Annotated in this window: 25 protein-coding genes; 6 read left to right on the plus strand and 19 right to left on the minus strand. The window is 64.4% G+C overall.

Translation table 11 applies throughout. The features are described 5' to 3' along the window. Nucleotides 1–29 precede the first annotated feature (29 nt). From IF803_RS15395 to glsA, 4 genes are all read right to left on the minus strand, one after another. Nucleotides 30–1,337, minus strand: a complete 1,308-nt coding sequence (locus IF803_RS15395; protein ID WP_461192727.1) for a metal-dependent hydrolase family protein — start codon at nucleotides 1,335–1,337, stop codon at nucleotides 30–32. A gap of 172 nt (nucleotides 1,338–1,509) precedes the next feature. Next, nucleotides 1,510–2,073, minus strand: coding sequence for an HdeD family acid-resistance protein (locus tag IF803_RS15400; RefSeq protein WP_304495790.1), 564 nt, complete (start codon nucleotides 2,071–2,073; stop codon nucleotides 1,510–1,512). Nucleotides 2,074–2,510: 437 nt separating this feature from the next. Next, entirely contained in the window at nucleotides 2,511–4,163 is a 1,653-nt protein-coding gene (locus IF803_RS15405; RefSeq protein ID WP_028339287.1) for an MFS transporter, read from the minus strand. Between the two features lie 71 nt (nucleotides 4,164–4,234). Next, nucleotides 4,235–5,233 carry a glutaminase A gene (gene glsA, locus IF803_RS15410; protein WP_461192682.1) on the minus strand — a complete coding sequence of 333 codons (999 nt, stop codon included), beginning with the start codon at nucleotides 5,231–5,233 and terminating at the stop codon, nucleotides 4,235–4,237. A 424-nt stretch (nucleotides 5,234–5,657) separates the two neighbouring features. Here glsA and IF803_RS15415 point away from each other — a divergent pair, with 424 nt between their 5' ends. Beyond that, entirely contained in the window at nucleotides 5,658–5,867 is a 210-nt protein-coding gene (locus IF803_RS15415) for a hypothetical protein (RefSeq protein WP_028339289.1), read from the plus strand. A gap of 147 nt (nucleotides 5,868–6,014) precedes the next feature. Here IF803_RS15415 and IF803_RS15420 read toward each other — a convergent pair whose 3' ends face one another. The 3 genes from IF803_RS15420 to IF803_RS15430 all read right to left on the minus strand — a co-directional run bounded on the left by IF803_RS15420 (nucleotide 6,015) and on the right by IF803_RS15430 (nucleotide 9,061). Next, on the minus strand, nucleotides 6,015–6,323 hold the full coding sequence (locus IF803_RS15420; RefSeq protein WP_028339290.1) for a hypothetical protein: 309 nt from the start codon (nucleotides 6,321–6,323) through the stop codon (nucleotides 6,015–6,017). A gap of 89 nt (nucleotides 6,324–6,412) precedes the next feature. Further along, nucleotides 6,413–7,627: an amidohydrolase family protein gene (locus IF803_RS15425; RefSeq protein WP_461192683.1), complete on the minus strand. Its 1,215-nt coding sequence runs from the start codon at nucleotides 7,625–7,627 to the stop codon at nucleotides 6,413–6,415. A gap of 108 nt (nucleotides 7,628–7,735) precedes the next feature. Continuing rightward, nucleotides 7,736–9,061 (minus strand): RluA family pseudouridine synthase, encoded by a 1,326-nt coding sequence (locus IF803_RS15430; protein ID WP_461192684.1) that lies wholly within the window; start codon nucleotides 9,059–9,061, stop codon nucleotides 7,736–7,738. Between the two features lie 169 nt (nucleotides 9,062–9,230). On the opposite strand from IF803_RS15430, the gene IF803_RS15435 reads away from it, so the two are divergent. After that, nucleotides 9,231–10,148: an alpha/beta hydrolase gene (locus tag IF803_RS15435; protein ID WP_461192685.1), complete on the plus strand. Its 918-nt coding sequence runs from the start codon at nucleotides 9,231–9,233 to the stop codon at nucleotides 10,146–10,148. 281 nt (nucleotides 10,149–10,429) lie between these two features. On the opposite strand, the gene IF803_RS15440 is transcribed toward IF803_RS15435, so the two are convergent. Both IF803_RS15440 and IF803_RS15445 read right to left on the minus strand, forming a co-directional pair. After that, nucleotides 10,430–11,764 (minus strand): replication-associated recombination protein A, encoded by a 1,335-nt coding sequence (locus tag IF803_RS15440; RefSeq protein ID WP_461192686.1) that lies wholly within the window; start codon nucleotides 11,762–11,764, stop codon nucleotides 10,430–10,432. Beyond that, nucleotides 11,761–13,119, minus strand: a complete 1,359-nt coding sequence (locus IF803_RS15445) for a DegQ family serine endoprotease (protein ID WP_155258366.1) — start codon at nucleotides 13,117–13,119, stop codon at nucleotides 11,761–11,763. The genes IF803_RS15440 and IF803_RS15445 overlap by 4 nt, the downstream gene beginning before the upstream one ends. A 341-nt stretch (nucleotides 13,120–13,460) precedes the next feature. Here IF803_RS15445 and IF803_RS15450 point away from each other — a divergent pair, with 341 nt between their 5' ends. Further along, the gene (locus IF803_RS15450; protein WP_461192687.1) at nucleotides 13,461–15,059 is read left to right on the plus strand and encodes an OprO/OprP family phosphate-selective porin; all 1,599 of its coding nucleotides are present in this window, start codon (nucleotides 13,461–13,463) and stop codon (nucleotides 15,057–15,059) included. Nucleotides 15,060–15,564: 505 nt separating this feature from the next. Here IF803_RS15450 and IF803_RS15455 read toward each other — a convergent pair. After that, the gene (locus tag IF803_RS15455) at nucleotides 15,565–15,942 is read right to left on the minus strand and encodes a winged helix-turn-helix transcriptional regulator (protein WP_028335471.1); all 378 of its coding nucleotides are present in this window, start codon (nucleotides 15,940–15,942) and stop codon (nucleotides 15,565–15,567) included. 118 nt (nucleotides 15,943–16,060) lie between these two features. Here IF803_RS15455 and IF803_RS15460 point away from each other — a divergent pair, with 118 nt between their 5' ends. From IF803_RS15460 to IF803_RS15470, 3 genes are all read left to right on the plus strand, one after another. Continuing rightward, nucleotides 16,061–17,074, plus strand: coding sequence for a zinc-binding alcohol dehydrogenase family protein (locus IF803_RS15460; protein WP_461192688.1), 1,014 nt, complete (start codon nucleotides 16,061–16,063; stop codon nucleotides 17,072–17,074). 190 nt (nucleotides 17,075–17,264) lie between these two features. Beyond that, nucleotides 17,265–18,344 carry a phosphotransferase gene (locus IF803_RS15465; protein ID WP_461192689.1) on the plus strand — a complete coding sequence of 360 codons (1,080 nt, stop codon included), beginning with the start codon at nucleotides 17,265–17,267 and terminating at the stop codon, nucleotides 18,342–18,344. Nucleotides 18,345–18,413: 69 nt separating this feature from the next. Continuing rightward, the gene (locus tag IF803_RS15470) at nucleotides 18,414–19,541 is read left to right on the plus strand and encodes a hypothetical protein (RefSeq protein WP_461192690.1); all 1,128 of its coding nucleotides are present in this window, start codon (nucleotides 18,414–18,416) and stop codon (nucleotides 19,539–19,541) included. Between the two features lie 102 nt (nucleotides 19,542–19,643). On the opposite strand, the gene IF803_RS15475 is transcribed toward IF803_RS15470, so the two are convergent. The 9 genes from IF803_RS15475 to rplO form a co-directional block, all read right to left on the minus strand. Beyond that, nucleotides 19,644–19,940, minus strand: coding sequence for a DUF1330 domain-containing protein (locus tag IF803_RS15475; RefSeq protein ID WP_461192691.1), 297 nt, complete (start codon nucleotides 19,938–19,940; stop codon nucleotides 19,644–19,646). Between the two features lie 6 nt (nucleotides 19,941–19,946). Then, on the minus strand, nucleotides 19,947–20,741 hold the full coding sequence (locus tag IF803_RS15480) for an SDR family NAD(P)-dependent oxidoreductase (RefSeq protein ID WP_461192692.1): 795 nt from the start codon (nucleotides 20,739–20,741) through the stop codon (nucleotides 19,947–19,949). A 289-nt stretch (nucleotides 20,742–21,030) separates the two neighbouring features. Beyond that, nucleotides 21,031–21,447 (minus strand): 50S ribosomal protein L17, encoded by a 417-nt coding sequence (rplQ, locus tag IF803_RS15485; RefSeq protein WP_016843769.1) that lies wholly within the window; start codon nucleotides 21,445–21,447, stop codon nucleotides 21,031–21,033. A gap of 187 nt (nucleotides 21,448–21,634) precedes the next feature. After that, nucleotides 21,635–22,666 (minus strand): DNA-directed RNA polymerase subunit alpha, encoded by a 1,032-nt coding sequence (locus IF803_RS15490; protein ID WP_035631062.1) that lies wholly within the window; start codon nucleotides 22,664–22,666, stop codon nucleotides 21,635–21,637. A gap of 119 nt (nucleotides 22,667–22,785) precedes the next feature. Further along, entirely contained in the window at nucleotides 22,786–23,175 is a 390-nt protein-coding gene (gene rpsK / locus IF803_RS15495; RefSeq protein WP_006021048.1) for a 30S ribosomal protein S11, read from the minus strand. Between the two features lie 114 nt (nucleotides 23,176–23,289). Further along, complete coding sequence (gene rpsM / locus IF803_RS15500; protein WP_028339308.1) at nucleotides 23,290–23,658, minus strand: 30S ribosomal protein S13; 369 nt, start codon at nucleotides 23,656–23,658, stop codon at nucleotides 23,290–23,292. A 189-nt stretch (nucleotides 23,659–23,847) separates the two neighbouring features. Further along, nucleotides 23,848–24,732 (minus strand): adenylate kinase, encoded by an 885-nt coding sequence (locus tag IF803_RS15505; RefSeq protein WP_461192693.1) that lies wholly within the window; start codon nucleotides 24,730–24,732, stop codon nucleotides 23,848–23,850. 71 nt (nucleotides 24,733–24,803) lie between these two features. Further along, entirely contained in the window at nucleotides 24,804–26,138 is a 1,335-nt protein-coding gene (gene secY, locus IF803_RS15510) for a preprotein translocase subunit SecY (protein ID WP_016843764.1), read from the minus strand. Between the two features lie 156 nt (nucleotides 26,139–26,294). Further along, on the minus strand, nucleotides 26,295–26,780 hold the full coding sequence (gene rplO / locus IF803_RS15515; RefSeq protein WP_028339310.1) for a 50S ribosomal protein L15: 486 nt from the start codon (nucleotides 26,778–26,780) through the stop codon (nucleotides 26,295–26,297). Nucleotides 26,781–26,792: the final 12 nt, after the last annotated feature.

Consider the following 26,792-nt stretch of genomic DNA (forward strand, 5'->3'; position numbering starts at 1 on the left):
CGCCGGGCCGGCCTTGTCATCATGTCCGTCTACTTGTTCCGGTCACCACCAAGAAGATTCTTGTAGACCTTTCCATCCTTCATGATGACCAGGAAGTTCTTTGCCGGATCTTCGATCAGCTTGATGTTGTCGATCGGATTGCCTTCGACCAGCAGAAGGTCGGCGAGCGCACCTTCCTCTACCACGCCCAGCTTGCCCGAATATGGATTTCGAAGCCCGGACAGCGCGAGCAATTCGGCATTCGTCGATGTCGCCATGATGAGCGCCTCAGCGGGCGTGTACCATCGCGTGAGGGCTGTCAGCATGGCGCCTTGCCGGTCAGCGAGCGCCTGCGAGAACAAGACGTCGGTACCGAAAGCCGTCTTCAACTTGTACTTCTTGGCAAAGCCGTAGACCCGGTCGGTGCCGGCAACGACCTGCCGCATCTTCTCCTGCTCCGCAGGTCCAAGGGCACTGGCGCCCGACAGATCGAGGAACGGCTGGGTGCTCAGCCAAATTCCCTTCTCGGCCATCAGGCGGGCCGACGCGTCGTCCATCAAATGACCATGCTCGATGCACTTGACCCCCGCTGCGATCGATCGCTGGATCGCGACCGAGGTATAGGCGTGTACCGCGACATAGGTACCCCAGTTCTCGGCAGCCTCTACCGCGGCACGCAACTCCGGTTCAGTAAACGTGGACACATCGATCGGACTGAACGGCGACGCCACCCCACCGCCCGCCGTGAGCTTGACCTGCGTCGCTCCCTGCATGAGCTGCTCGCGCGCCCGCACGCGGACTTCATCCGGGCTGTCCGCGATCATGGCGCCACCTATCCTCTCCATGCGGCTGAGCATGCCGCCGATCGTTCTGGGCAGATCGGACAGCTGCCGGAAGTCGCCATGGCCGCCGGTGATGGTGATGATGGCACCGGATGGGTAGATGCGAGGACCGGCGACGAGACCCTCGTCGATCGCCCGCTTGAGGGAAAAGGCCGGCCCGCCCATGTCGCGAATGGTGGTGAAGCCTCGCATGAGCGTCGCCGTTGCCTCGGCGGCCGCAAGAAGGTTGGTGTAGCCGACGTCGCTGGCCATCACGGCCGCCGGAGTCGGGCGTACCAACAACGCATGCCAATGCGCGTCGATCAGCCCGGGCATCAGCACCCGTCCATCGCCGGCGATCACCTGAGCGTCGGCCGTGATCGCCGCAGTCGAAATCTTCTCGATCTTGTTGTTCCGGATCAACACATTGGACGGCCCGGACAGCGCGCCATTCTTGCCATCGAAAATGCGCACATTCTGGAACAGCACGCCACCATCCTGCTGAGCCTGCGCCGGCCGCGAGGCGACGAGGCTCATCGCAATCGACGCAACCAGCGCCGAAACCCTGACGCTCTTCCTCAAACCCGACATGTCCACTCTCCGCCGATGGCGCATCGCGCGAGACCGTCATTGATCTCGCTGTGCGCGAGGGACCGACTTGATTACAGCAATTGGTGAGAGTTCCGCTGCTCCCTGGAGGATCGACGGCCTATTGAGCCGCTCTGGCGGCAGGCTGCAAAGCGTAGCTCAGCCATCCGATGCCATGGGACAACAGATCGATGCCCAGCAGCAGCCCGAGCACCCACAGCCCGGTGGCCGGAAATCCGGTCAGAATGATGAGGCCGGCCAGGATGCCAAACAGCCCGGACGCCAGCATGATCCAGCCGGACTGCTGCCAATGGCCGATGCCGACCAACATGCGCACAATCCCGGAGACCAAAAGCATGAGACCGAGGGCATAGGTCAGGAGCAGCGCACTCGCCACCGGCTGGCTGAGCAGGACGATTCCGCAGGCAAGGTAGAGCACCCCGAGCAGAAGCTGCCATACGAATCCACCCCAGCCCTTGGTCCAGAAGGCGTGCAGGATTTCGAACCCGCCGGCAACGATGGCGGTCCAGCCGATAAAGATGGCGCTGATCACGGTGAAAAGCACGACATCTCCCAGGACCAGAAGGCCGGCGGCGATCAGGACGAGGCCCAGCAGAACGCAGACCCATAAAGGCGGGCCAGGCAGGCCGCGGAGCATCGTGGAACTGTTCTCATAGGTAGCCATGTCGTCCTCCTTGATCCCAGGCAGCCATGGCACGGTCGCGCATTGCAGGCCGCGCAACCGGGCCACTCAAGCTGCCGAAGCTTGTGCCTGCCGTCACCAGCGCCATCCGCAGCGGCGGCGACCTCTGTGCCACCAACAGGTCCAGCGGCGCCGGCGATGCCAGCGGCGGCGCGGTGGCGGAGGACGCGGGCGCGGTGGTGGTCGGGCGACGACCATATGAAGCGGCCGCTCCGGATCATCCGTCTTCACCACGAGGGCATCTTCGGGAGCTAGTGGCAGCGCCTTGGCCGCCTGCGTCAGCAATCCGGTTCCGAGACCAACGGCTGCGACGCCGCCGAGCATTCTCCGGAGCACGATGCGACGGTCGAGTTCATCCATATCCAGCACCTCGTTGTTGTTGCAGAGAGCTTCTTACCCAGCGGCGGCCAACCTCCCGATCAGGCCGATCGCTCGCGCTCGCCGGTCGCTCCGTCGTCCGGTATTTCGCCCGGCCGGTAATTCGGCAGCCGTCCCGCCGGAATGACCGCAAGCAGAGCGAGGCCGGCCATGATCAACAATCCGATCTTCAAAGCGCGCAGGCGCGCTTCGGTGTTGACCCGGACGGCTTCCTCGACCTGCTGCGGCGTACCGCTCGTACCTTCGAGCACACTGCGCAGCCGGTCATTGCTGACGAAGGTGATGTTGCCGAGGTCAACCTGGCTCTGAAGCTCCTTGGTAAGCACCGGACTGGCCGCGATCCTGCCGAGCGCGATCGTGCTCAAAAGACCGACCAACAGAGCTCCGGCCACCGCGGTGCCAACGGCAGCCGCCAGATTCTGCGTGGTTCCGCGCAAAGACCCGACATCCCCCGCCAACGCCTTGGGCGAAGCCGTGACCAGAACGTTGAACAGTAGTGTCACCAGCGAGCCCTGGCCAATGCCGAACAGCACGAGGCCAAGGAGAACGGGAATCTCGCTCCAATCGTTGCGCACGACGAAGGCGAGCCACAGCAACGCAACGGTGCAGAGGCCGAAGCCAAAGCGTCCGATCTGGCGGGGCGTCAGTTTGTCGTAGAGATTGACGATCAGCATCGCCGAGAGAAAGACGGTCAGATTGAACGGCATCATCGCGATCGCCGTCGCAATTGGCGAACGTCCCTGCACGATCTGGATGTAGAGCGGCACCGTGAAGTTCAGCGCGGCCTCGAGCGCCACGACCGCGAATAGCGCGTAGACCGCACACCTCTCCTCCGGCGAGTCGAGCACCTCCAACGCCAGCAGGGGCGTCTTCCCCGCGGCCTGCTGCCGATGCGTCCACATCAGGAATGCCTGCCCGAGCACGATGCCGAGCACGATCAGGATCGGCGCCGGCGAGACGCCCAGCAAGTCAAACGGCGCGTTGGGGGTCGCAAGGATCACCCCCCAACCGTTCAGATTATTGAATCCGAAGCTGATGAAAATGATTGCGCTCGCTGCCAGGGCGACGCCGATCAGATCGATTTGGACATCCGCGCGACCGCGGTCCGGCCGCAGGCGGAAACTCAGAGCGAACGCGATCGCCGAGGCAACGATGAGAATTGCAAACGCCGGCCGCCAGCCGATATAGGTGCCGAGCAGCCCACCGACGACAAATGCCAGCACGCCGGCGGCAGCCCTTGCCGAGCCCAGCGCACCAAGGGCGGTCGCCTGCTGGCGTCCGGCATAATTCTCGGCAATCAGCGCGACGAGCGAGGGCACGATCACCGCGCCCGCAGCGCCGCAAAGCGCCTGAGCGGAAATCATAACGGAGGCCGTGGGGCTGAACGTCATCGCGATCTGCGCTATCAGGAAAAGCACGACGGCACCGCGAAATACCTGCACCGCCCCGAACCTTTGGGCGAGCTTCGCGCCAAGCATCACGAACCCGGCGACAAGCATCGAGTAGGCCACGATTCCGGTCGCGACGGTGGTCGGCGGCACGCCGAAGCTGGCCACCATTCCCCCCATCGCGACCGGCAACGACGCGACGTTGAACGACATGATCATCTGGCCGACCGCAATCGCGATCATGGGCACCCATGATGCGCGCTCTTCCTGTTGAATGTCGCCGATCGAGATCGCTTGTGTTGCCATCGCGTCCTCCAACCTGCCCGGTGTTGCGATCGATCGAGCGACAGCTCCACCGATCCTCACAGCATCTGGTTTCACTCGTCCGGTTGGGACACGAACAGATCCATGCCCAGTCTTTGCGACAAGAACTTCGCGGCGAGCTGCCCTCGCACGCTGTTGCCGGCCGCATCCAGTGGCGGCCCGAAAGTGCCGAATCCACCTTTTCCCGGAGACACCGCGACGATGCCGCCGCCGATGCCGCTTTTGCCGGGCAGACCGATGTCGTACAGCCAGTCGCCCGACGTCTCATACAGTCCGGCCGTGACCATGACGGCCAATGCATAGTGGCACACGGCCGCATCGACCACCCGCTGCCGGGTCACCGGATTCACGCCACCATCGGCCAGCGTCGCACCCATCACGGCCAGATCCCTGGCGCTCACATTCAGCGAACACTGCCGGGTGTAGAGATCGGTCGCCTGCCTGGCGTCGCAGTAGATGCGGTCGAAACTCTCCAGCAGCCGCGCGATGCTTCGGTTGCGAAAATTGGTCTTGGATGCCGATGCGTAGACTTCCTCGTTGAGCGCAAGCTTGCGGCCCGCGAAGCGCGAGAGACCGTCATGGATGAACCGCCACTGCTCGTCCGCGCTCGAACCCGGCACGAGGCTTGTGGTCGCGATCGCGCCTGCGTTCACCATCGGGTTGGTGCGCCCGGCGCCATGCTCGATCGCCGCCAGCGAATTGAACGGCAGCCCGGTCGCATTCGCGCCCAGTTTTGCACGAGCCTCTTCGGGGCCGATGGCCTCGCACACCAATGCGAACACGAATGGCTTCGATACACTCATGATCGAGAATTCGTATTCGATATCGCCGGCGCCGTAGACGCGTCCGCTGGTACCGGCCACGCAGACGCCGAACAGTTCACTCGGCACCCTGGCCAGGGCCGGATAAACCTGCGAATTGGTCCCTTCGCTGTTCGACTTGAAGCGCAGATGCGCTTGAGACACGAGCTCCTGCACCATCTCGGGCTTGGGCAAGTGCCCAGTCGAGATGTAGGGCCGCTCCGCTTGTTCCGCGATCGAAGGCGGCCACATTGGCTCTCCTTCCGGATTTCGACCTTATTGCTTCAGGTCTTCTAGTCGGCAACCAGAAGTAGGCGCCCAAAAAACCACGGAGTCAACGATCCGCTCCCACAGCCTTTGCAATGCTTGCGTTGGTCCAGACCACTTTACGACAAATGCGCTCAACGCATTGCATGTCGCGGAATTGCAGCTCCGCTGCGCGATGCGACACTCGATTGATCCATGCGACGTTTCGGCGCGGCTAGGTAAGCAAGATTGTCCAATCGCCCGCGACACAATTGAATCAAAAGAGAAGTCATCAGCAACGAGCGATTTCCATCGTGGGCCCGCGAGAGTACGATCATCGTGTGCGGATGTGAGCCCGCTGTTTGATCCAAGCAACACTGGCCCGCGGCGATGGTTGAATGACCGCATCACTTGCAGAGTGAGGTTGATCATGGTGGCGCGCGCAAGCGACGGACAGCTTCTGCTGGTAAAGAAGCTGGGTGGGCTCATCGCTATCGTTGTTGGCTGCTTGCTGACAGCAGTCGGTGTGACATTCGAATCGACAAGCACAATTGTCGTCGGTGTCCTGTTTCTTGTGCTCGGGGCGGCCCTGCTCACGCTCAAGATCATGAGACGCAACCAAAGCGGTCCGTTTGGATAGCCAAACGGATTCGCACGTTGGACGGCCTTGAACCGGATCGCCGCGCCTCCGCCGGCCGATGCCGCTTGTCCGTTCGAGATCGCACCGGCGGCGACCACAGTTCCGTCCGTGCGTCAACAAGGCCTGTCTAGCAGACCACGCCCTGCCCTAATCCCGGTGGTTGGCGCAGGATCGCGAATAAGCGGCGCGCTCGGCCTGGTTCAGGCCGGCGGCGGCGGCCTCGTCGAGGCACCGGCTGACGCGGTCACCGAACGAGCTGCGCGGCCGCGAACGCAGGCTCGGCTGCGTCGGTGCATCCATCCTCGGGATCGCCGGCACCTCGATCCGCGGCGGCGGCGGAGGCTGGGGCACCGGCGGGTCCCACATCGAGCGGCCTGGCGGAGGGATTTGCGCAACGGCGCTCGCCGCGCCGATGGCCCAGAGCAAGGTGCAGGCAACAATCAAGGATCGCGTCATCAGCCATATCTCGTGACACGCCGGCACAGGTTCAAGTGATTGCGGCGCACGTCAACGCTTCGCTTGATATGCGAGTTCCCCCGCCCTCGTTACGGCTTCTGGTAGATCACGTGACCGGCACGGATGGTGGTGCTCACTTTCGCGAGATTGCCGACGTCGCCGAGCGGATCGCCGTCGAGCACCACGAGATCGGCGTCGAAGCCCTGCTCCACCCGTCCCTTCTTCGCGGCCTTGAAGAACCGCGCCGGATTGGTCGTCAGCGAGGCCAGCACCTGCCGCTCCGACAACACGCGGTGCATCAGCTGAAATTCCTGCGTGGTGTCGTACAGCGTGGTGAAGCCGACATCGGTGCCGAACAGCACCGTGCCGCCATTCTCCGAAAACTGCTTGAGCTGGTTGACGGTCGAAGCCACCAGACGGTTGGTGACGTTCGGATCGAGCACCACCGTGGTGAACAGCGACAGTGTGGGAACGAGCGCAGTCCCCTGCGCCTTGAACCGCGCCAGCTGATCCCCGGTGTAGCTGGGTTCGCCGGGTGTGGTGTGCGCCAGCACGTCGACGCCGGACTCGATCACCGTCTCGACGCCGACCTTGTTCTGCGGGTGTGCGAACACCGGCCTGCCCTGCGTATGCGCGACGTCGACAGCCGCTTTGGCGATTGCAGGGTCCATGTTGACGACGGGCTTGTCGCCCATGAAGGCGCCGGTGAACAGCTTGATGCCGTCCTCACCCATCGCCAGCCAGTCGCGCGCCCATTTTGTGGCCTCCTCGGGCGTTGCGACTTCCGGAAGCTGCACCTCACGCGGGATGTAGACGGGGTGACCGCCCTTCGGGAAGATGTTGCCGGCAAACAGGATGTTGGGGCCGGCGACTTCGCGCGCGACGATGCGCTTGCGCAGCGGCAACGTGTCCCTCGGATCGGAGCCAAGATCCCAGACCGTCGTAAAACCCCAGCGCGTCAGCATCTCCTGCATGTGCTGCGTCAGCGCCGCGGCCGGCGCTGCGCCGGCGTTGCGCCAGACATTCTGCGTGAAATGGACATGACTGTTCCAGAAGCCGGCGACGATGGTCTTGCCGCTGCAATCGATCACGCGGGCATCCGGCGGCGCCTGGATGTCGCCGGACTTGCCGACCGCGCTGATGACGCCGTCGGTCATCACGATCACCGCATCCGGCAGCGCTTCGGCATCGGCCGATGCGTAGAGCGTGCCGCCGCGGAGCACGATGGTCTCGGCCTGTGCCGTCACCGAGGCGACAGCCGAGCCAATCAGAAAAAGCGTGACGCGCAGCCAGGTGCCGATCATGGAGAGTCTCCGTTGCAGGCCGGCAAAGGCCGGCGCGCGAAGATAGCCGCAAAGCGCGGAGCCGTTTGATCGTTCTTGCTGTCCGCGCCGGATAGCGGCGCCCGACCGTCACTCCTCCGGCGCGTTCTCGATCGGGTCGAACCGGTCGGCCTCGAGCCCGAGCAGATTCCAGGATTGCAGCATGTGCGGCGGCAGCGGCGCGGTGGCATCGATCACGCCGCCGCGCGGGTGCGGAATCACGATGCGGCGGGCGAGCAGATGCAGCCGGTTCTGCAGGCCGCCGGGCAGCTGCCAGTTCTCCTTGTTGAAGTATTTCGGGTCACCGACGATCGCGTGATCGATATGCGCCATGTGGGCGCGCAATTGATGGGTGCGACCGGTCACCGGCTTGAGCGACACCCAGGCGAGCTTGGTCGCCGAGGTTTCGACCACGGCATAATAGGTCACCGCATGGCTCGCGCCCTCGTCACCATGCTCGGCGATCCGCATGATGCTGTCTTCCTCGCTCTCCTCCTTGGCGAGGTAGGTCGAGATGCGGCCCTGCTTCGGCTTCGGCACGCCGGCGACCAGCGCCCAGTAGATCTTGCGCGCGGAGCGATGGCGGAATGCGCCGGTGAGATGGGTGGCGGCGAAACGCGTCTTGGCGACCAGAAGGCAGCCCGAGGTCTCGCGGTCGAGCCGATGCACCAGCCGCGGCTTCTGCCCTTTGGCGTCGCGCATCACCTCGAGCATCTGGTCGACATGACGCGTCATGCCGGAGCCGCCCTGCACGGCGAGACCGGCCGGCTTGTTCAGCACCAGCACGTCGTCGTCTTCGTAGAGCGTCATGTCCTTGAGCGCCTGCAGCGTCTTTGCCTCGGCCTCGGAGAGCGCGCCGGCCGTCTTCGGCGTGTCGAGCCGCAGCGGCGGAATCCGTACGCTCTGGCCCTCCTCGAGCCGGTCCTTGGAATCGGCGCGCTTGCCGTTGACCCTGAGCTCGCCCTTCCGGACGATGCGCTGGATATGGGAGAACGAGAGGCCCGGAAACCGCGCTTCGAGGAAACGGTCGACGCGCATGCCGTTCTCGTCGGCGGTGACGACAACGGTCTGAACCTTGGTCGGTAATAGCTGCTCGGCCGCGGCAGTCTTCGGCATGGCGACCTCGGCCCGCTCCTGCCGGTCGCGGCGCGGCTCGGCAAAGCGCTGTGGCTTTCCGGCTGCACGGTGCGCGAACGGACGCTCGCCGGTCTTGCGCTCACCGGATTTGCGCTCACCGGACTTGCGGTCACCGAATTTGCGATCGTCCGGCTTTCGGCTGCGCTGCGCCGATCCGCTCTTGCCACGATCCTTAGCACGATCCTTGCCACGATCGCCGGCGCGGTCCCGGTCGCGGCCCTTGTCGCGCCCTTTGGCGCGGTCGCCCGGCGATGTGGTTCTTTTGATGCGACGGCTCATGGTGATTTTTCGGCTCCAGACCTGCATTGTGCCTAGCGCAAATGCCGCGAATCGTCACGGCGAAATCGGTGTGAATCCGGTGCAGCATCGGCCATGTTCGGCCGCATACGGCAATCGACGGGGGGCCCCTGGAATGAGACTGGCGATATCGGCTTTGGCGGCGGCCCTGATGCTCACGGACCCTGCGCTCGCCCAGCAAAGCCCGATGCCCGAAGCCGCGATGCCGGAAGATCTGGCCTGGAAGCTCCTGGAACTCGGCCGCGTCATCGACCCGCCCAAGACCGCCGCACTCTACGCGCCGCTGCAACAGAAGGAGCCCTATCAGGGCGTCAAGGTCGAGCGCGACCTCAAATACGGCCCCGCCGACCGGCATCTGCTCGACGTGTTCACGCCGGAGACGGCGGCGCCGGCACGGCCGGTGCTGATCTACATCCATGGCGGCGGCCTCGTCACGGGCAACAAGCGCGCGCCCGGCAGCCCGTTCTACGACAACATCATGCTGTGGGCGGTGAAGAACGGCTTCGTCGGCGTCAATGCCACCTATCGCCTGGCGCCGGCCTTTCCGTGGCCGGCAGGCGCGGAGGATATGGGCGCGATCGTGCAGTGGGTTTCGGAAAACATCGCCTCCCGCGGCGGCGAGCCCAGGCGCATCTTCCTGATGGGCCAATCGGCCGGCGCGATCCATGTCGCGAGCTATGTCTCCCATGGCGAATTCCACAAGGTGAAGGGCGGCGGGCTTGCCGGCGCGATCATGGTGTCGGGCATCTATGATTTGACGGCCTCGCCGGCCGGCGACGCCGAGCTCGCCTATTACGGCTCCGACCCCTCGCGCTATGCCGAACGCTCCTCGCTGCAAGGCCTGGTCGCGAGCCCGATCCCGTTCCTGATCACCGCGGCCGAGCTCGATCCGCCGCGCTTCGTCGAGCAGTTCGAGCTCATGAAGCAGGCCAGCTGCAAGCGGCCGAGCGGTTGCGCCCGCAGCTTCATGCTGCCGCAGCACTGCCACATGTCGGAAGTCTATGCGATCAACACGCCGGACACGCGGCTGACCGATGAGATTTTGGAATTTGTGAAGAGCGTCAAGTGACGCGCCAGAGCAATATGAAGTTATGGGCCGTTGCAGCGCGCGCTGCCAAAATATCGAGAACAACCCCATGCAAAGTAGCCGGCGGCGATCAGCGTGGCACCAAGCAACTTGACACGTCGGGCAAATCAGGAATATATTTCTAATATTCCGAAGTTGCGCGAGTATTTCTCGCCCGAAGGTGCTTCATATGGCATTGGCGAGCTTCTGCAACTGACGCTTCCACGCCGCAGACAGGACCGGAACGCGCGTCATTCGCGGCCGCAGCCCGATCTCGTCTTGCTCTAGCTCCCGCCCCGTTCCTTGCGCAGCCGCTGCCAGTAATCCAGCCGCTTGCGGATCTCGCGCTCGAAGCCGCGGTCGGGCGGATCGTAGAAGGTCTGGCGGCCCAGCGCTTCCGGGAAATAGTCCTGGCCGGAGAATGCGTCCGGCATGTCGTGATCATATTGATAGCCGGAGCCGTAGCCCTCCGACTTCATCAGCTTGGTCGGCGAATTCAGAATGTGCTTCGGCGGCAGCAGCGAGCCGCCCTGCTTCGCGGTCTGCATCGCGGCGCCGAACGCGGTATAGACCGCGTTCGATTTCGGCGCGGTGGCGAGATAGACCACGGCCTGCGCGATCGCGAGCTCACCCTCCGGTGAGCCGAGGAAGTCGTAAGCATCCTTGGCGGCGTTACAGACCGCCAGCGCCTGCGGATCGGCAAGGCCGATGTCCTCGACCGCCATGCGCACCACGCGCCGCGCCAGGAACAGCGGATCCTCGCCGGCATCGAACATCCGCGCGAGATAATACAGTGCCGCATCCGGATCGGAGCCGCGCACCGACTTGTGCAGCGCCGAGATCAGATTGTAATGGCCGTCGGCCGACTTGTCGTAGATCGGCGCGCGGCGCTGCAGGATGGCCTGCAACTGCTCGGCGTTGAACACCTCGCCCTTGCGGGCGGCGCGCCAGACCTCTTCGGCTAATGTCAGCGAGGCGCGGCCGTCACCATCGGCCATCCGCACCAGCACGGCGCGGGCTTCCGCATCGAGCGGCAGCTGCTTGCCCTCGATCTTCTCGGCATTGGCGAACAGTCTCTCGATCGCCGCCGTATCGAGCGAGTGAAACACCAGCACGCGGGCGCGCGACAAAAGCGCCGCGTTGAGCTCGAAGGACGGATTCTCCGTGGTGGCGCCGACCAGCACCACCGTGCCGTCCTCCATCACGGGCAGGAAGGAGTCCTGCTGCGCGCGGTTGAAACGATGCACCTCGTCGACGAACAGCAGCGTGCCCTTGCCGGTCTCGCGGCGCGCACGCGCAGCATCGAACGCCTTCTTGAGATCGGCGACGCCGGAGAACACCGCGGAGATTTGCTCGAAATGCAGCTCGGTGGCGTCGGCCAAGAGCCGCGCCACGGTGGTCTTCCCGGTGCCCGGCGGTCCCCAGAACACCAGCGAGCCCAGCGTGCGCGTCTCCAGCATCCGCGTCAGCGCGCCGTCGGGGCCGAGGATGTGATCCTGGCCGACGACATCGGCCAGCGTGCGCGGACGCAGCCGGTCCGGCAGCGGGTGCGGCGCGTCCTGCTCCATCCCCGCCGCAGCGAAGAGATTGCTGGCTTCCTGCGGTCTCTTTGGGCTCATCCGCCGAGCGTCACGTTGATCTGCTGGCCGCCGCGCACCAGCGTGATGCGCCAGACCCGCGACCCCGTCTTCGAGGCCTTCTCGAGGTCGCTGGTCCGCGCGATCTTCTCGTTGTTGACCGCGAGGATGATGTCGCCCTTCTGGAAGCCGACATTGGCGGCGGTGCCGTCATCGGCGAGCTCGGTCACCACGACGCCCTCGGCGCCGGCGTCGAGATGCAACTCATCGGCCAGCGCCGGCGAGATGTTGGCGACCCTGGCGCCCTGGAACGGCGAGCGCGCGGTCAGCACGATCTCGTCGCGATTGGTGTCGGGCGCGGTCTCCAGCGGCACGGTGAGCTTCACCGGCTTGCCGGCGCGCTGCACCTCGATCTCCGCGTTGCCGCCGAGCGGACGGGTCGCGAAACGGTAGTCGAACGCGTTGGGATCGTCGATCGGCGTGCCGTCGATCCCGACGATCAGGTCGGAGAGCTTGAGCCCGGCCTTCGCCGCCGGGCTGTTCGGCGCGACATTGGCGACCAGCGCGCCGGACGGCAGCTTCAGTCCCAGCGTCTCCGCGATCTCCGGCGTGACCGCCTGCAGCCGCGCGCCGAGCCACGGCCGCTTCACCGCCTTGCCGCCGCTCTTGGCGGAGGCCACCACCACCCGCACCATGTTGGCGGGAATCGCAAAGCCGATGCCCTGCGAGCCGCCGGAGCGCGAGAAGATCGCGGTGTTGATGCCGGCGAGTCGGCCGGTCATGTCGACCAGCGCGCCGCCCGAATTGCCGGGATTGATCGCCGCGTCGGTCTGAATGAAGAATTGATAATCCGTGATCCCGACTTGAGTGCGTGCCAGGGCCGAGATGATGCCGTGCGTCACGGTCTGGCCGACGCCGAACGGATTGCCGATCGCCAGCACGACGTCACCGACCTGCAGCTGGTCGGAATTGGCGAAGTCGAGCGTTGCGAATTTTTCCTTGTTGGTGTTCTTCAGCCGCAGCACCGCAAGGTCGGTGCGGCTGTCCTTCAGCACAATCTCCGCCTCGTATTCGCGCTTGTCGGCGAGCGAGACCTTCACCTGGTCGGCGCCCTCGATCACGTGATTGTTTGTGACCACGAGCCCGGAGCCGTCGACCATCACGCCGGAGCCGAGCGAGCGCTGCATCTGCTCGGGCTGCTGTCCCGGCACGCCGAAGAACCGGCGAAAAATCGGATCGTCCAGGAACGGATTGCGGTTCTGCACGGTCTTGGCGGCGTAGACATTGACCACCGCCGGCTGCACCCGCTGCACGATCGGCGCATAGGACAATTGCAGCTCGGCCTGCGAGGACGGCACGCGGCGCTCCTGCGCCGCGGCAGCGGAAAGATTCCCCATGAAGGCCAACGTGCAGAGAGCGGATACGGCAGCAAAACGGACGGGTCGGAGCATTCTCACCTCTCGTGGAAACGCCGGAATATAGGCGTGTTCGCCGGGCAATTGAAGGGCGCCGGGCCGGATAACTGGCCCCCCGCCGGACCGGTGCACAACCCGCGGCCACCGCGTTGAAGCGCGCCGCCAAGCTTCTATGATGGCTGTCATCTCACTGCGCCGCTCCGCTTGTTGCCTGCGGACCACAAGCGGAACTGCGATGCCCGGAAGCAGTGTCGTGCGTCAGTCACGATACGCTCCTAGGACCGTTCAGTGAGTGGGGACTTCAAACACAACAGGGGTGCACAATGGGTGCGACAAAAGTTGGTGCAATCGCCATAGGCCTGGCAGGGGCGCTCGCCGCCTCGCCGGCCTATTCACAATCGGCCGGAGGCGGCAGCGATGCGGAGATCGCGCTGCTGAAGCAGCAGCTGAAGATGCTCGAGCAGAAGCTCGACAGACTGCAGAAGCAGACCAACGCCAATACCGCAACCGCGGCCAGCGCAAACGCCAATGCGAAGGCGGCGGACGCCAAGGCCGCGCGGGTGGCGAGCGCCAACGCCGCGATCCCGGTGAAGGGCCCGGTCGCGCCGTCCGGCGTCGTGGTGACGATGCCGAACAACCGGCCGACGATCTGCACCGCCGACGAACAGAGCTGCGTTGCGATCACGAGCCGCGTGCACTGGGATGTCGGCGGCTACGACTATCGTCCGAACACCGCAGGCACCTCGCCGCAGAAGCTCGACAGCGGCGAGAACGTCCGCCGCGCGCGCATCGGCATCGTCGGCAAATTCTTCGGCGATTGGAATTACTCGCTGATCTACGACTTCGGCGGCTCCTCCGACGGCTTCGGCGGTGCGGCGCCGGGATCGCTGCCCGGCGGCGGCACCTCGGGCATCGAGAATGCGTATCTGAGCTACACCGGATTCAAGCCGTTCGGCGGCAAGATGGCGATCGAAGGCGGCATCATGGACGTGCCGTGGACGCTCGACGAAGCGACCAGCTCCAACGACATCCTGTTCATGGAACGCGCTTCGGTCGGCATCATCGCCCAGAACATCGCCGCCGGTGACTTCCGTTCGGCCGCCGGCACCCGCTGGTGGAACGACCAGTTCTGGATCGGCGGCTATGTCACCGGACCGACGTCGGGCGCCATCCACTCCGCGTCCTCGGCCTCGCCGGCCGGCACGTCCGAGCAGTATGGCGGGGTCATCCGCGTCGCCGGCAATCCGATCAGCGGCAAGAACTATTCGGTGCATATCGGCGCCGATGCGGAATGGCTGGTGCAGCCGCCGCGCAACCAGCTGACGCAGGCGCAGACGCTCACGCTCAGCGACCGGCCCGAGCTGCGCATCGATCCGACGACGCTGATCTCGACCGGTGCGATCGCCAACGTCTCCGGCGCGCAGGTCTACGGCGTCGAGGCGGCGGCGACGTATGGTCCGTTCATCGCACAGGGCGAATATTACTGGTTCAATGTCGATCGCTCCGCGAACACCGGACTGCCGCCGTTCGGCGCGCCCAGCCTGAAATTCGACGGCGGTTACGCGCAGGTCGGTTACGTGCTGACTGGCGAGAACCACGCCTACAATCCGGCGACAGCCTCCTACGGCGGTATCAAGCCGCATGATCCGTTCTCACTCGCCGGCGGCGGCATTGGCGCCTGGGAAATCGCCGGCCGCGTCAGCACGATGGACCTCAACGATCAGATCGCGCAGGCGGTCGGCATCGCGGGCGGACGGCAGACCGTCTACACCGCCGCGTTGAACTGGTACGTCAACAACAACGTCCGCTTCATGCTGAACTACCTGCACGGCGATATCGCCAAGCAGGCCTCGGCGACTTCGACTGCGGACGTCGGCTCGAAGTTCGACGCGGTCGCGCTACGCACGCAGGTTGCGTTCTGAGGCGATCCGAGCTGAGACCAACTGATAGACGGCCGGGGCATCGCTCCGGCCGTTTTTGTTGCTCTGGAATGCGTGAAATGATCGAGCCGTAGCGGCATCGAAACTGCGTTCCCTCTCCCGCTTGCGGGCAGGGCTATCGCATATCGTGGCGGTGCCCTCGTGGCCATCCTTCGAGACGCCCGCCTTCGGCGGGCTCCTCAGGATGAGGTCTTGTTCTGCGGCACAATAGTAGACCCTCATGGTGAGGAGCGCCGCTTGCGGCGCGTCTCGAACCACGAGGCCCAGCACTTGCGCGGTCGCCAAGGGGCATATGCGATAGCCCTGCCCGCAAGCGGGAGAGGGTTAGGGTGGGCGCTCTCTCCGCGAGTCACATTGTGGAAAGAGCCCCCACCCGCATCGCATAAGATGCGATGCGACCTAAGAGCAAGCTCCGCTTGTCTTGACCCCGCAAGCGGGAGAGGTGCAGCGGAGTTTGCCGCACGACCAGTTCAACTGCACCTCAGCCCTAGGCCGCGCGCTTCTTCTTCACGACGACCTCCGGCGCCGGCGCGCAGGACAGCCGCTCCTGATGGCCCTCGCCCCAGGCTTTCAAAATATCGATCACCGGGCGCAGGCTCTCGCCGAGTTCGGAAAGTGTATATTCGACCCGCGGCGGCACCTCGGCATAGACCTTGCGGATCACGAGGCCATCGTCCTCGAGCGCGCGCAGCTGCTTGGTCAACATGCGCTGGGTGATGCCGGGCATCCGCTTCCGCAGCTCGCCGAACCGCTGGGTGCCGGCCTGCAAGTGGTACAGGATCACGCCCTTCCATTTGCCGTCGATCAGGTCCAGCGCCGCCTCGACCGCGCAGCCCGGCCGGCGCGCAAAATTCTGCCGTTTCATCGGATATTTCCTAATAGTATACAAACAGGGACTAGTTCCCTGTTTTTACAGTACTTGCCAAAAGGACGCCAGCGCGACAGGTAAGACGGCAGGCAATCGCCCACCACGGAGACCAGGCATGAAGGCCGTCGGATACCAAAAATCGCTGCCGATCGAGGCGGCGGATTCGCTCGTCGATTTCGAGATCGCCAAGTCCGAGCCGAAGGGGCGCGACGTCCGCGTCGCGGTGAAGGCCATCTCGGCCAATCCGGTCGACTACAAGGTGCGCAAGCGCGCGGCGCCGACCGACGGCGGCTACAAGATCCTCGGCTTCGACGCGGCCGGCGTGGTCGACGCGGTCGGGCCCGACGTCTCGCTCTTCAAGCCCGGCGACGAGGTGTTCTACGCGGGCTCGATCCTGCGCCAGGGCACCAATTCGGAATTTCACCTGGTCGACGAACGCATCGTCGGCAACAAGCCGGCGTCGCTTTCCTTCGCGCAGGCCGCCGCCCTGCCCCTGACCTCGATCACCGCGTGGGAGCTGCTGTTCGACCGGCTCGGCGCGGTGCCGGGCAAGAGCCTCGATCCGCGCACGCTGCTGATCACCGGCGGCGCCGGCGGTGTCGGCTCGATCCTGATCCAGCTTGCGCGCCGCCTCACCGGACTGACCGTGGTTGCGACCGCAACGCGGCCCGAGTCTCAAAAGTGGTGCCGCGATCTCGGCGCCCATGCCGTGATCGATCACTCGCAGCCGATGAAGGAGCAGATCGAGAGCTTGAGGCTGCCGCCGGTCGGCCTCGTCGCCAGCCTCACCTTCACCGACCAGCACTACAAGTCGATCGCCGACTTCATCGCGCCGCAGGGCAAGTTCGGCCTGATCGACGATCCGCCGGAGTTCAACGTCGCCGCGTTCAAGGGCAAGGCGGTTTCGGTGCACTGGGAATCGATGTTCACGCGTTCCTCGTTCCAGACGCCTGACATGATCGCGCAGCATCATCTGCTCAACGATGTCGCCGACCTGATCGACAAGGGCGTGCTGCGCACCACGCTCGACCAGACCTTTGGCACCATCAACGCTGCGAACCTCAAGCGCGCCCACGCTTTGCTGGAAAGCGGCAAGTCGCGCGGCAAGATCGTGCTGGAAGGCTGGTAAGTCTCCTAACGTCTGCTTCCTCATGCCCGGGGCAACATCCCGGGCATGATATCCCCACAGGCCCGCCGCGGCTTTTGCCAAAGCCATGGCATCGCCTGTATGATTTGCGCAACGATCACGCCGTCCTCAATCCAACCGCGCAGGACGTGGCGGGAGCGGTGGTGACGCCCACGGGGATGGGAGGAAACCGATGAATTTGCTCACGGCCGATCCGTCGCGGATCGATCCGGAGTGGATGACGCGGGCGCTGCGCGAAGCCGGTGTGATCGACCAGGTCAGGGTCGTCGATCTCGCGTGCAAGCCGGTCGGCAATGGCCTCGTCGGCGACAGCTATCGATTTCGTCTGACCTATGACGGTGACGAGCCGAACGCTCCCTTGAGCGTCGTCGGCAAATTCCCGGCCGCAGATCCCGACAGCCGCCGCTCCGGTTCCGCGCACACGCTCTACGTCCGCGAGGTCGCGTTCTATCGCGAGCTGGCCGCCACCGTCGCCATTCACACCCCGCGGCCGATTCTCGCCGAAATCGATCCGGCGACCGACGACTTCACGCTGATCCTGGAGGACCTCGCGCCGGCGCGCGCGGGTGATCAGCTCGCCGGATGCGTGATCGCGGACTGCCTGACGGCGATGACCGAGGCCGCCGCGTTGCATGCGCCGCGATGGAACGACCCGAGCCTCGATGCGGTGCAATGCTTCGCGGTGGCCGCAAGCCGGCGCAGAGACCTTCGCGCGGTGCTGCCCGGCATCATCGGTCACTACAAGGAGCGATATCGCGGCGTGATCGAGCCGGAATTCCTTGATCTGATCGACCGGCTTCCGGACGCGCTATTGCGCTACCAGTCCGACCGATCGACGCCGCGAACGCTGCAGCACGCGGATTTCCGGCTCGACAACATGCTGTTCGACGTCCGCGGCAACACCCATCCGATGGCGACGCTGGACTGGCAGACGCTGACAGTGGGCCCGGGAATCGTCGACGTCGCCTATTTCCTCTCGGCCGGTATCGACCCAATCGAACGGCGGCTTCATGAAGCCGACCTTGTGCGGTTCTATCATTCCGAGCTGATCCGGCGCGGCGTGCGGGACTATGACTGGGATCGTTGCTGGCGGGATTACCGGCGCTACACGCTGCACGGCATCATGATGGGCGTGGTCTCCGCCCTCAGCGTGCAGCGCTCCGAGCGCGGCGACGCGCTGTTCCTGAAAATGACCCGCGGCGCCTGCGCGCAAGCGCTGGACCACAACAGTTTTTCATACTGGCAGGACTAAGGCGTTTTCGAGCGAACCGTATAGCGGTTCGCGTGCGGAAAACGCGTCAGGACAGCGAAAGGGATCGGCGTGCTCAACAAACTGGACGACTTCCCCATCCACCAGACGCCGGAGCCGATCGCGGTTCCTTCGACCAGCGACCGCAATGTCTATGACCGGACCTGGTTCAATGGCTATACTGCCGACGGCGCGTATTATTTCGGGATCGGCATTGCGATCTACCCGCACCGCAAGATCCTCGATTGCGCCTTCAGCGTCGTGGAACGCGGCGGACGGCAGCACTGCTTCTACGGTTCGCGGCGCGCGCCGATCGAGCGCACCGAGATGCAGGTCGGTCCGTTCAGGCTCGAAGTGCTCGAGCCGATGCTGCGGACCCGCGTCGTGCTTGACGACAATGCGACGGGCCTCGCCTGCGACCTGACCTTCTCCGCGCGCACCGCCGCGATCCAGGAAGCGCGCCAGACGCTTTGGTCGGGCGGCCGCCGCGCGATGGATTCGACGCGGTTCGACCAGTTCGGCCGCTGGAGCGGCGTCATCAGCCACCCCGATGGCGGGATCAAGGTCGACGATCGCATATGCTACGGCACCAAGGATCGCTCCTGGGGCGTGCGCAATGTCGGCGAGCGCGACGTCGGAGGCGCGCCGATGCCGCCGCCGAGCGTGTTCTTCCTCTGGGCGCCGCTGGTCTGGGACGACCACATCTCGCACGCGATCTTCTTCGACGGGACGCAGGGCGAGGCGCTGGTCCGCGAGGGCATCACCGCGCCGCTCTACCGAAGCGAGGCCGAGATCCCCGGCGTGGTCGACGGCCTCGATCGCCGCATGGCGACCGCGCGGCATCGCGTCAAATACGTGCCGAACACCCGGCTCGCGCAGTCGGCTGAAATCGACCTGGTCGATATCGACGGCCACGCCACGACCATCGCGCTCGACCCGATCCTCAAATTCCAGATGAAGGGCCTCGGCTACGGCCATCCGCAATGGGGCCAGGGCATGTGGAAGGGCGAGCTCGAGATCGGCGGCGAGTCGTTCGATCCAGCCACGCTGGACCCACTGGCCCGCGAGAATGTGCACGTGCAGCAGGTGGTCCGCGCCCGCCAGGGCGGCCACACGGGAATTGGCGTGCTGGAGCAGATTTGCTTCGGCCCCTACCGCCCCGCCGGCTTCAGCGAATTCCTGGACGGCGCGAAGGGATAGCTAGAGCGTTTTCGAGCGAAGTGGATACCGGTTCGCGTGAAGAAAACGCGTCAAAACAAGAATCTAGAGCCCCGTTCCGATTCCATCGGAACGGGAAAAGCTCTAGATCGCCGGCACGCCCTCGACGAACAGCAGGCGTCGCTCCAGCGCGGTTGCGCGAAGCTTCAACGCTTCGGCGTATTCCGGTGACGCATACCATTCGCGCAGACGCGCCATGGTCGGAAATTCGACGATAACGATCGCATGCGGTGGTGGACCGCCCTCCACCAGTTCAGCTGTGCCGCCGCGCACGACGTAGCGCCCGCCATATTGTGCGATGGTGTTCGCCGCAAGCGTGCGATAGGCCTCGAACCCCGCGGCGTCCCGCATCTCGACCTCGGAGATCACATAGGCCGGCATGCGGCCTCACGCGATGGTGTTGACGATGCCGCCCTCGGCGCGCAGCGCGGCGCCGTTGGTCGCGGAGGCCTGCTTGGAGCAGACATAGACCACGAGATTGGCGATCTCCTCGGTGCTGGCGAAGCGCTGCAGCAGCGAGGTCGGCCTGTGCTGCTTGACGAAGTTGGACGCCGCCTCCTCGACCGACTGGCCGTTCTGCTTGGCGAGATCCTTGACGAAGGTCTCGACGCCTTCGGACATCGTCGGTCCGGGCAGCACCGAGTTGACGGTGACGGCGGTGCCCTTGGTCAGCTCGGCGAGCCCGCGCGCGATCGCAAGCTGCGCGGTCTTGGTCATGCCGTAGTGAATCATCTCGGTCGGGATGTTGAGGCCGGATTCCGAGGAGATGAAGACGATGCGACCCCAGTTACGCTTCAGCATGCCCTGCATGTAGCCGCGCGACAACCGGACGCCCGACATCACGTTGACCTCGTAGAAGCGGCTCCAGTCCTCATCCGGGATTTCAAAGAACGGCTTCGGCTCGAAGATGCCGGCATTGTTGACGAGGATGTCGACGTCCGGCAGCGCCGCGAGCAGCGCCTTGCAACCCGCCGCGGTCGAGACGTCGGCCGCAATGCCGCGGACCTTTGCGCCGGGTACGGCCTTCCCGATCGCGGCAACCGCTGCATCGACCTTGGCCTGACCGCGACCATTGACCACGACCTCGGCACCGGTTTCGGCCAGGCCCTTCGCAATGGCGTTGCCGATGCCCGCCGTGGAGCCGGTTACCAGCGCAGTCTTTCCGGAAAGGTCGATCTTCATCTGTCATCTCCATTGATGTCGATGAGATATCGGGCGCGGCACGATGCACCGCAATTGCATCTCACCGATGCGTGAGGAAATAGAACACACCTCGTCGTCCTGGCGAAAGCCAGGACCCATTACCACCGCAAGTGATAATGAGAAGGATTTGAGCCCCAGCGTCGCGCAACAATTTAGATTTGGGGTAATGGGTCCTGGCTTTCGCCAGGACGACGGGGATGGAGCGCGGCCACCAAATAAAAACGGCGCCCGAAGGCGCCGTTCTCAAAATCTGCTCGGTTACCGAGGCTTACGCCGCCTCGGCTTCCTTGTCCTGCGCCGGACCGGAGTCCTGGCCCTTGGCGTCGACGTCGCGGTCGACGAACTCGATCACGGCCATCGCCGCGTTGTCGCCGTAGCGGAAGCCGGCCTTGATGATGCGGGTGTAGCCGCCCTGGCGGTCCTTGTAGCGGGTCGCCAGCGTGTCGAACAGCTTCTTGACCTGGTCGACGTCGCGCAGCTCCGAGATCGCCTGGCGGCGCAGGGCGAGGCCGCCCTTCTTGCCGAGGGTGACGAGCTTCTCGACGATCGGCCGCAGCTCCTTGGCCTTCGGCAGCGTGGTGACGATCTGCTCGTGCTTGATCAGCGCGGCCGCCATGTTGGCGAACATCGCACGCCGGTGCTCGGCGGTGCGGTTGAGCTTCCGATGAACCTTGCCGTGACGCATTGACTTCTTCCTTCTTCAATTCTGCCGCGGTCGTTCAGCGACAAGTTTTGCAGGTGGGCATCCTGCGTTCGCCCGGTCGTCATTCCGGGGCGGCTCGCAGAGCCGAACCCGGAATCTCGAGGTTCCCCGATGCGCAATTGCGCATCTGTGGTTCGATGCTCGCGCATCGCCCCGGAACGACGAATTCTCAGTAGTGATCCTCGAAGCGCTTGGCGAGCTCGTCGATATTCTCCGGCGGCCAGCCCGGCACTTCCATGCCGAGGTGCAGACCCATCTGGGCCAGCACTTCCTTGATCTCGTTCAGCGACTTGCGGCCGAAGTTCGGGGTGCGGAGCATTTCCGCTTCCGACTTCTGCACGAGGTCGCCGATGTAGACGATGTTGTCGTTTTTCAGGCAGTTCGCCGAACGCACCGACAGCTCGAGCTCGTCGACCTTCTTGAGGAACGCCGGGTTGAACGCGAGATCGGGGATGATCTCCTGCGTGACTTCCTTGCGCGGCTCTTCGAAGTTGACGAACACGTTGAGCTGATCCTGCAGGATGCGCGCGGCGTAGGCCACCGCGTCCTCCGGCGTGATCGCGCCGTTGGTCTCGATCGTCATGGTCAGCTTGTCGTAGTCGAGGATCTGGCCCTCACGGGTGTTCTCGACCTTATAGGACACCTTGCGGACCGGCGAGAACAGGCTGTCGACCGGGATCAGGCCGATCGGAGCATCCTCGGGACGGTTGCGCTCGGCGGCGACATAGCCCTTGCCGGTCGTGACCGTGAACTCCATGCGGATCTCGGCGCCGTCGTCCAGCGTGCAGAGCTGCAGGTCGGGGTTGAGCACGGTGACATCGCCGACGGTTTGGATGTCGCCCGCGGTGACGGCGCCCGGGCCCTGCTTCTTCACGACCATGCGCTTCGGGCCTTCGCCCTGCATCTTGATCGAGATGTCCTTGATGTTGAGGACGATGTCGGTGACGTCTTCACGGACACCGGCGATCGAGGAGAACTCGTGCAGCACGCCGTCGATATGCACCGACTGCACCGCCGCGCCCTGCAGCGAGGACAGCAGGATGCGGCGCAGCGCGTTGCCGAGCGTCTGGCCGAAGCCGCGCTCGAGCGGTTCGGCGACCACGGTGGCGAACCGGCTCGCGTCCGAGCCCGGCGTCACCTGCAGCTTGTTCGGTCGAATGAGTTCTTGCCAATTTTTCTGGATCGTCACTGTTTCACCCATTTGCCGGTCACAGGGCCAAATCGAATGGCCGAACCCGGCGTTGGAGATCGCGGATCAGTCCGCGCGGTCAATTCCAAAAACCATCGCAGGGCGGCCAGAGGCCGCCCGCGACTTACAGATCAAACGCGCCGACGCTTGCGCGGACGGCAGCCATTGTGCGGGATGGTGGTCACGTCGCGGATCGAGGTGACGGTGAAGCCCGCAGCCTGCAGCGCGCGGAGCGCCGACTCACGGCCCGAACCCGGACCGGCCACTTCAACCTCCAGCGTGCGCATGCCGTGTTCCTGCGCCTTCTTGGAGACGTCTTCCGCCGCGACCTGCGCGGCATAGGGGGTCGACTTGCGCGAGCCCTTGAAGCCCATGGTGCCGGCCGACGACCAGGCGATGGTGTTGCCCTGCGCGTCGGTGATGGTGATGGTCGTGTTGTTGAACGACGAATTCACGTGCGCGATGCCGGAGGCGATGTTCTTGCGTTCGCGGCGGCGTACGCGGGTGGCTTCCTTGCCCATTTCAAACCTTTCCTGTGATCTCGACGCCGCCGTAGTGCCAGCGGCTACACCTCAAAACGCAAATGGCGAGTAGCGAACTTCCATTCGCTACTCCCCACCCGCAATTCGCAAAACTTACTTCTTCTTGCCGGCGATCGCCTTGGCCGGCCCCTTGCGCGTGCGCGCATTGGTGTGGGTGCGCTGGCCGCGCACCGGCAGACCGCGGCGATGACGCAGGCCGCGATAGCAGCCGAGGTCCATCAGCCGCTTGATGTTGATGCCGACCTCACGACGGAGGTCGCCCTCGACCAGATAGTCGCGGTCGATGACTTCGCGGATCTGCAGGACTTCCTGGTCGGTCAGCTGGTTGACGCGACGGTCCAGCGGGATCTTGACCTTCTCCACGATGTCGGCCGCGTGCTTCTGGCCGATGCCATGGATGTACTGAAGCGCGATCAGGACGCGCTTGTTGGTAGGAATGTTGACGCCGGCAATACGGGCCACGGACTTCTCTCCTGTCGCCGATCCATCACGGATACGGGCTTCTCGAGTTCTTGCTCTCTCGGGCTTGTGTCCACAAACGCGAACACGACGCCCTCCCCTCATGTCCTTCGGGGCCCGGCATCGTCATAAAACTATCCAACTTGGATGCGGGGCTTATTAAAGGATTCATGTCGGTTTCGTCAACCGCTCCTAGCGCTTAGCTCGCTTTTTCGTGAGCTTTTTTGCCGTCTTTTTGGCGGTCTTTGCTCCCTTGCGGGCTTTCGCGGCGCCGGCGGCCTTCTTTACCGCCTGCTTCGCGGCTTTCTTCACGGTTTTCTTGGCCGCTTTGGCCTTGGAGGGCGCCTTGGCAGCCTTCCGGGCCGATTTGGCGGCCTTTTTGGCTGGTTTAGCTGCCTTCCTGGCCGGCTTCTTGCTGGCATTCATGGCCGCCTTGGCGGCCTTTTTAGCCGCCTTCGGGGCGTGATCCTCGTGATCCTTCGGTTCCAGCGCGCCGAGCGCGGTCAGGATCCGGTTGATCTCGCGGGTCACGTGCTCGATGGTCATCATGCCATCGACCGTCAGGAGCTTCCGCCGCTCCGAATAGTAGTGAATCAGTGGCTCCGTTAGGGAACGGTACTGCGCCAGGCGCTTGGTCAGCACTTCCGGCGTGTCGTCGAGGCGGACTTCCTCGCCGCGCGCGCGGGTTTCCTCGGCACGCTTCTCAACGCGGGCGAGCAGCGCGCTCTCGTTGACGCGGAGCTCAACCACCGCATCAAGCTTGAGGTGCTTTTTCCGAAGCAGATCGTCGAGCGCCGCGGCCTGCGGCACGGTGCGCGGGAAGCCGTCGAGAATGAAGCCCTTCTTGGCATCGGGCTCCTCGATTCGGTCGGCGATGATTCCCACCACCACCTCGTCGGGAACCAGGCCGCCATTGGCCATGATCTCCTTGGCCTGCAAGCCGATCGGCGTGCCCGCGGCTACCGCAGCGCGCAGCATCTCACCGGTCGAGAGCTGGACGATGCCGTGCTTGTGCACCAGCCGCTGCGCCTGGGTTCCCTTGCCCGAGCCCGGCGGCCCCAAAAGGATCAATCTCATGTCTGTTTCGCCCCCCGGCTAGGTGGGCGACGTCCGCACACCTGTGTTTTGAATTCGAAGCCGAGCCGCGATCAGCGGCGGCGGCCTCCCCTGAGCTTCGACTTCCTGATCAGCCCTTCATACTGATGAGCGAGCAGATAGCCCTGCACCTGCGACACCGTATCCATCGTCACGCTGACGACGATCAACAGCGAGGTGCCACCAAAGTAGAACGGGACCGATGCGTAGGAAATCAGAATTTCAGGAATCAGGCAGACGATCGCGAGATAGACTGCGCCGAGCACCGTGATGCGCGACAGCACATAGTCGATGTACTCGGCGGTGCGCTCGCCGGGCCGGATGCCGGGGATGAAGCCGCCATGCTTCTTCAGATTGTCCGCGGTCTCGGTCGGGTTGAACACGATCGCGGTGTAGAAGAACGCAAAGAACACGATCAGTGCGAGATACATGAACAGGAACAGCGGCCGGCCGTGGCTGAGCTGGGTCGTGATCCACTGGAACCATTCCGGCCCCTTGCCGGCATTGAAGTTCGCGACCGTGGTCGGCAGCAACAGCAGCGACGAGGCGAAGATCGGCGGAATCACGCCCGAGGTGTTGAGCTTGAGCGGCAGATGCGAGGACTGCCCCTCGAACATCTTGTTGCCGACCTGGCGCTTCGGATACTGGATCAAAAGCCGGCGCTGCGCGCGCTCCATGAACACGATGAAGGCGATCACGGCGACCGCCATCACGATGACGATCAGGATCAGGCCGGTCGACATCGCGCCCTGGCGGCCGAGCTCCAGCATGTTGGCGAGCGCCGACGGCAATTCGGCGACGATGCCGGCCAGGATGATCAGCGAAATACCGTTACCGATGCCGCGCGAGGTGATCTGCTCGCCGAGCCACATCAGGAACATGGTGCCGCCTGTCAGCGTGATCGCGGTCGAGATCCGGAAGAACATGCCGGGGTCGCTGACGACATTGCCGGCGCCTTCGAGGCCGATCGCGATGCCGTAGGACTGGAACAGCGCCAGGATCACCGTCAGATAGCGCGTGTACTGGTTCAGCGTCTTGCGGCCCGCCTCGCCTTCCTTCTTGAGCGCCTCGAGCTGCGGCGACACGGTGGTCAGCAGCTGCACGATGATCGATGCCGAGATGTACGGCATGATGTTGAGCGCGAAGATCGCCATGCGGTGGATGCCGCCGCCGGCGAACATGTTGAACATGCCGAGGATGCCGCCGGACTGGCTGCGGAACACCTGCTCCCAGATGTTGGGATCGATGCCGGGCAGCGGGATGTAGGTGCCGAGCCGATAAACAAGCAGCGCACCCAGGGTGAACCAGATGCGCTTCTTCAGCTCGTCGGCTTTCGCCAGCTGTCCGAAATTGAGGTTGGCGGCAAGTTGTTCGGCTGCTGAGACCATGTTTCGGCTTTCTCCCGGAGCCCCATTCGCCGGCGCCCCCAAGGAGATCAATTCCCTGGGCGCCGGCAGACACCGGACATTATCTGGTGCTCGGCCTCGATAAGTCCATCATTCGATCTGCGGATTGCCCGCGTGTCGCGGGCAATGACGCAGATGTTACGCCGCCTCGCCTTCTTCCTTGGCGGGGGCCAGGATCTTGACCGAGCCGCCGGCCTTCTCGACCGCGGCAATGGCCGACTTGGAAGCGCCGTGCACCTCGATGGTCAGCTTGGTCTTGATCTCACCGCGGCCGAGCAGCCGCAGGCCGTCCTTTGCGCGGCGCAGCACGCCGGCCTTCACCAGCGATTCGACGTTCACCGTCGCGCTCGCATCGACCAGCTTGTTGTCGATCGCTTCCTGCAGACGGTCGAGATTGATCTCGGCGAAGTCGAGCCGGAAGATGTTGTTGAAGCCGCGCTTCGGCAGACGGCGATGCATCGGCATCTGGCCGCCTTCGAAACCCTTGATGCGGACGCCCGAACGCGCGGTCTGGCCCTTGCCGCCGCGGCCCGAGGTCTTGCCCTTGCCGGAACCGATGCCACGGCCGACACGCATGCGCTTCTTGCGCGAGCCGGCGTTGTCGGCGATATCGCTGAGCTTCATCGCCCTTCTCCT

The sequence above is a fragment of the Bradyrhizobium sp. UFLA06-06 genome (assembly GCF_054820065.1).

Bases quoted from the DNA above. Each gene is read 5' to 3' on its own strand.
- IF803_RS15395 (WP_461192727.1), bottom strand. From the start codon at position 1,337: ATGAGCCTCGTCGCCTCGCGGCCGGCGCAGGCTCAGCAGGATGGTGGC.
- IF803_RS15400 (WP_304495790.1), bottom strand. From the start codon at position 2,073: ATGGCTACCTATGAGAACAGTTCCACGATGCTCCGCGGCCTGCCTGGC.
- IF803_RS15405 (WP_028339287.1), bottom strand. From the start codon at position 4,163: ATGGCAACACAAGCGATCTCGATCGGCGACATTCAACAGGAAGAGCGC.
- glsA (WP_461192682.1), bottom strand. From the start codon at position 5,233: ATGTGGCCGCCTTCGATCGCGGAACAAGCGGAGCGGCCCTACATCTCG.
- IF803_RS15415 (WP_028339289.1), top strand. From the start codon at position 5,658: ATGGTGGCGCGCGCAAGCGACGGACAGCTTCTGCTGGTAAAGAAGCTG.
- IF803_RS15420 (WP_028339290.1), bottom strand. From the start codon at position 6,323: ATGACGCGATCCTTGATTGTTGCCTGCACCTTGCTCTGGGCCATCGGC.
- IF803_RS15425 (WP_461192683.1), bottom strand. From the start codon at position 7,627: ATGATCGGCACCTGGCTGCGCGTCACGCTTTTTCTGATTGGCTCGGCT.
- IF803_RS15430 (WP_461192684.1), bottom strand. From the start codon at position 9,061: ATGAGCCGTCGCATCAAAAGAACCACATCGCCGGGCGACCGCGCCAAA.
- IF803_RS15435 (WP_461192685.1), top strand. From the start codon at position 9,231: ATGCTCACGGACCCTGCGCTCGCCCAGCAAAGCCCGATGCCCGAAGCC.
- IF803_RS15440 (WP_461192686.1), bottom strand. From the start codon at position 11,764: ATGAGCCCAAAGAGACCGCAGGAAGCCAGCAATCTCTTCGCTGCGGCG.
- IF803_RS15445 (WP_155258366.1), bottom strand. From the start codon at position 13,119: ATGGGGAATCTTTCCGCTGCCGCGGCGCAGGAGCGCCGCGTGCCGTCC.
- IF803_RS15450 (WP_461192687.1), top strand. From the start codon at position 13,461: ATGGGTGCGACAAAAGTTGGTGCAATCGCCATAGGCCTGGCAGGGGCG.
- IF803_RS15455 (WP_028335471.1), bottom strand. From the start codon at position 15,942: ATGAAACGGCAGAATTTTGCGCGCCGGCCGGGCTGCGCGGTCGAGGCG.
- IF803_RS15460 (WP_461192688.1), top strand. From the start codon at position 16,061: ATGAAGGCCGTCGGATACCAAAAATCGCTGCCGATCGAGGCGGCGGAT.
- IF803_RS15465 (WP_461192689.1), top strand. From the start codon at position 17,265: ATGAATTTGCTCACGGCCGATCCGTCGCGGATCGATCCGGAGTGGATG.
- IF803_RS15475 (WP_461192691.1), bottom strand. From the start codon at position 19,940: ATGCCGGCCTATGTGATCTCCGAGGTCGAGATGCGGGACGCCGCGGGG.
- IF803_RS15480 (WP_461192692.1), bottom strand. From the start codon at position 20,741: ATGAAGATCGACCTTTCCGGAAAGACTGCGCTGGTAACCGGCTCCACG.
- rplQ (WP_016843769.1), bottom strand. From the start codon at position 21,447: ATGCGTCACGGCAAGGTTCATCGGAAGCTCAACCGCACCGCCGAGCAC.
- IF803_RS15490 (WP_035631062.1), bottom strand. From the start codon at position 22,666: ATGGGTGAAACAGTGACGATCCAGAAAAATTGGCAAGAACTCATTCGA.
- rpsK (WP_006021048.1), bottom strand. From the start codon at position 23,175: ATGGGCAAGGAAGCCACCCGCGTACGCCGCCGCGAACGCAAGAACATC.
- IF803_RS15505 (WP_461192693.1), bottom strand. From the start codon at position 24,732: ATGAGATTGATCCTTTTGGGGCCGCCGGGCTCGGGCAAGGGAACCCAG.
- secY (WP_016843764.1), bottom strand. From the start codon at position 26,138: ATGGTCTCAGCAGCCGAACAACTTGCCGCCAACCTCAATTTCGGACAG.
- rplO (WP_028339310.1), bottom strand. From the start codon at position 26,780: ATGAAGCTCAGCGATATCGCCGACAACGCCGGCTCGCGCAAGAAGCGC.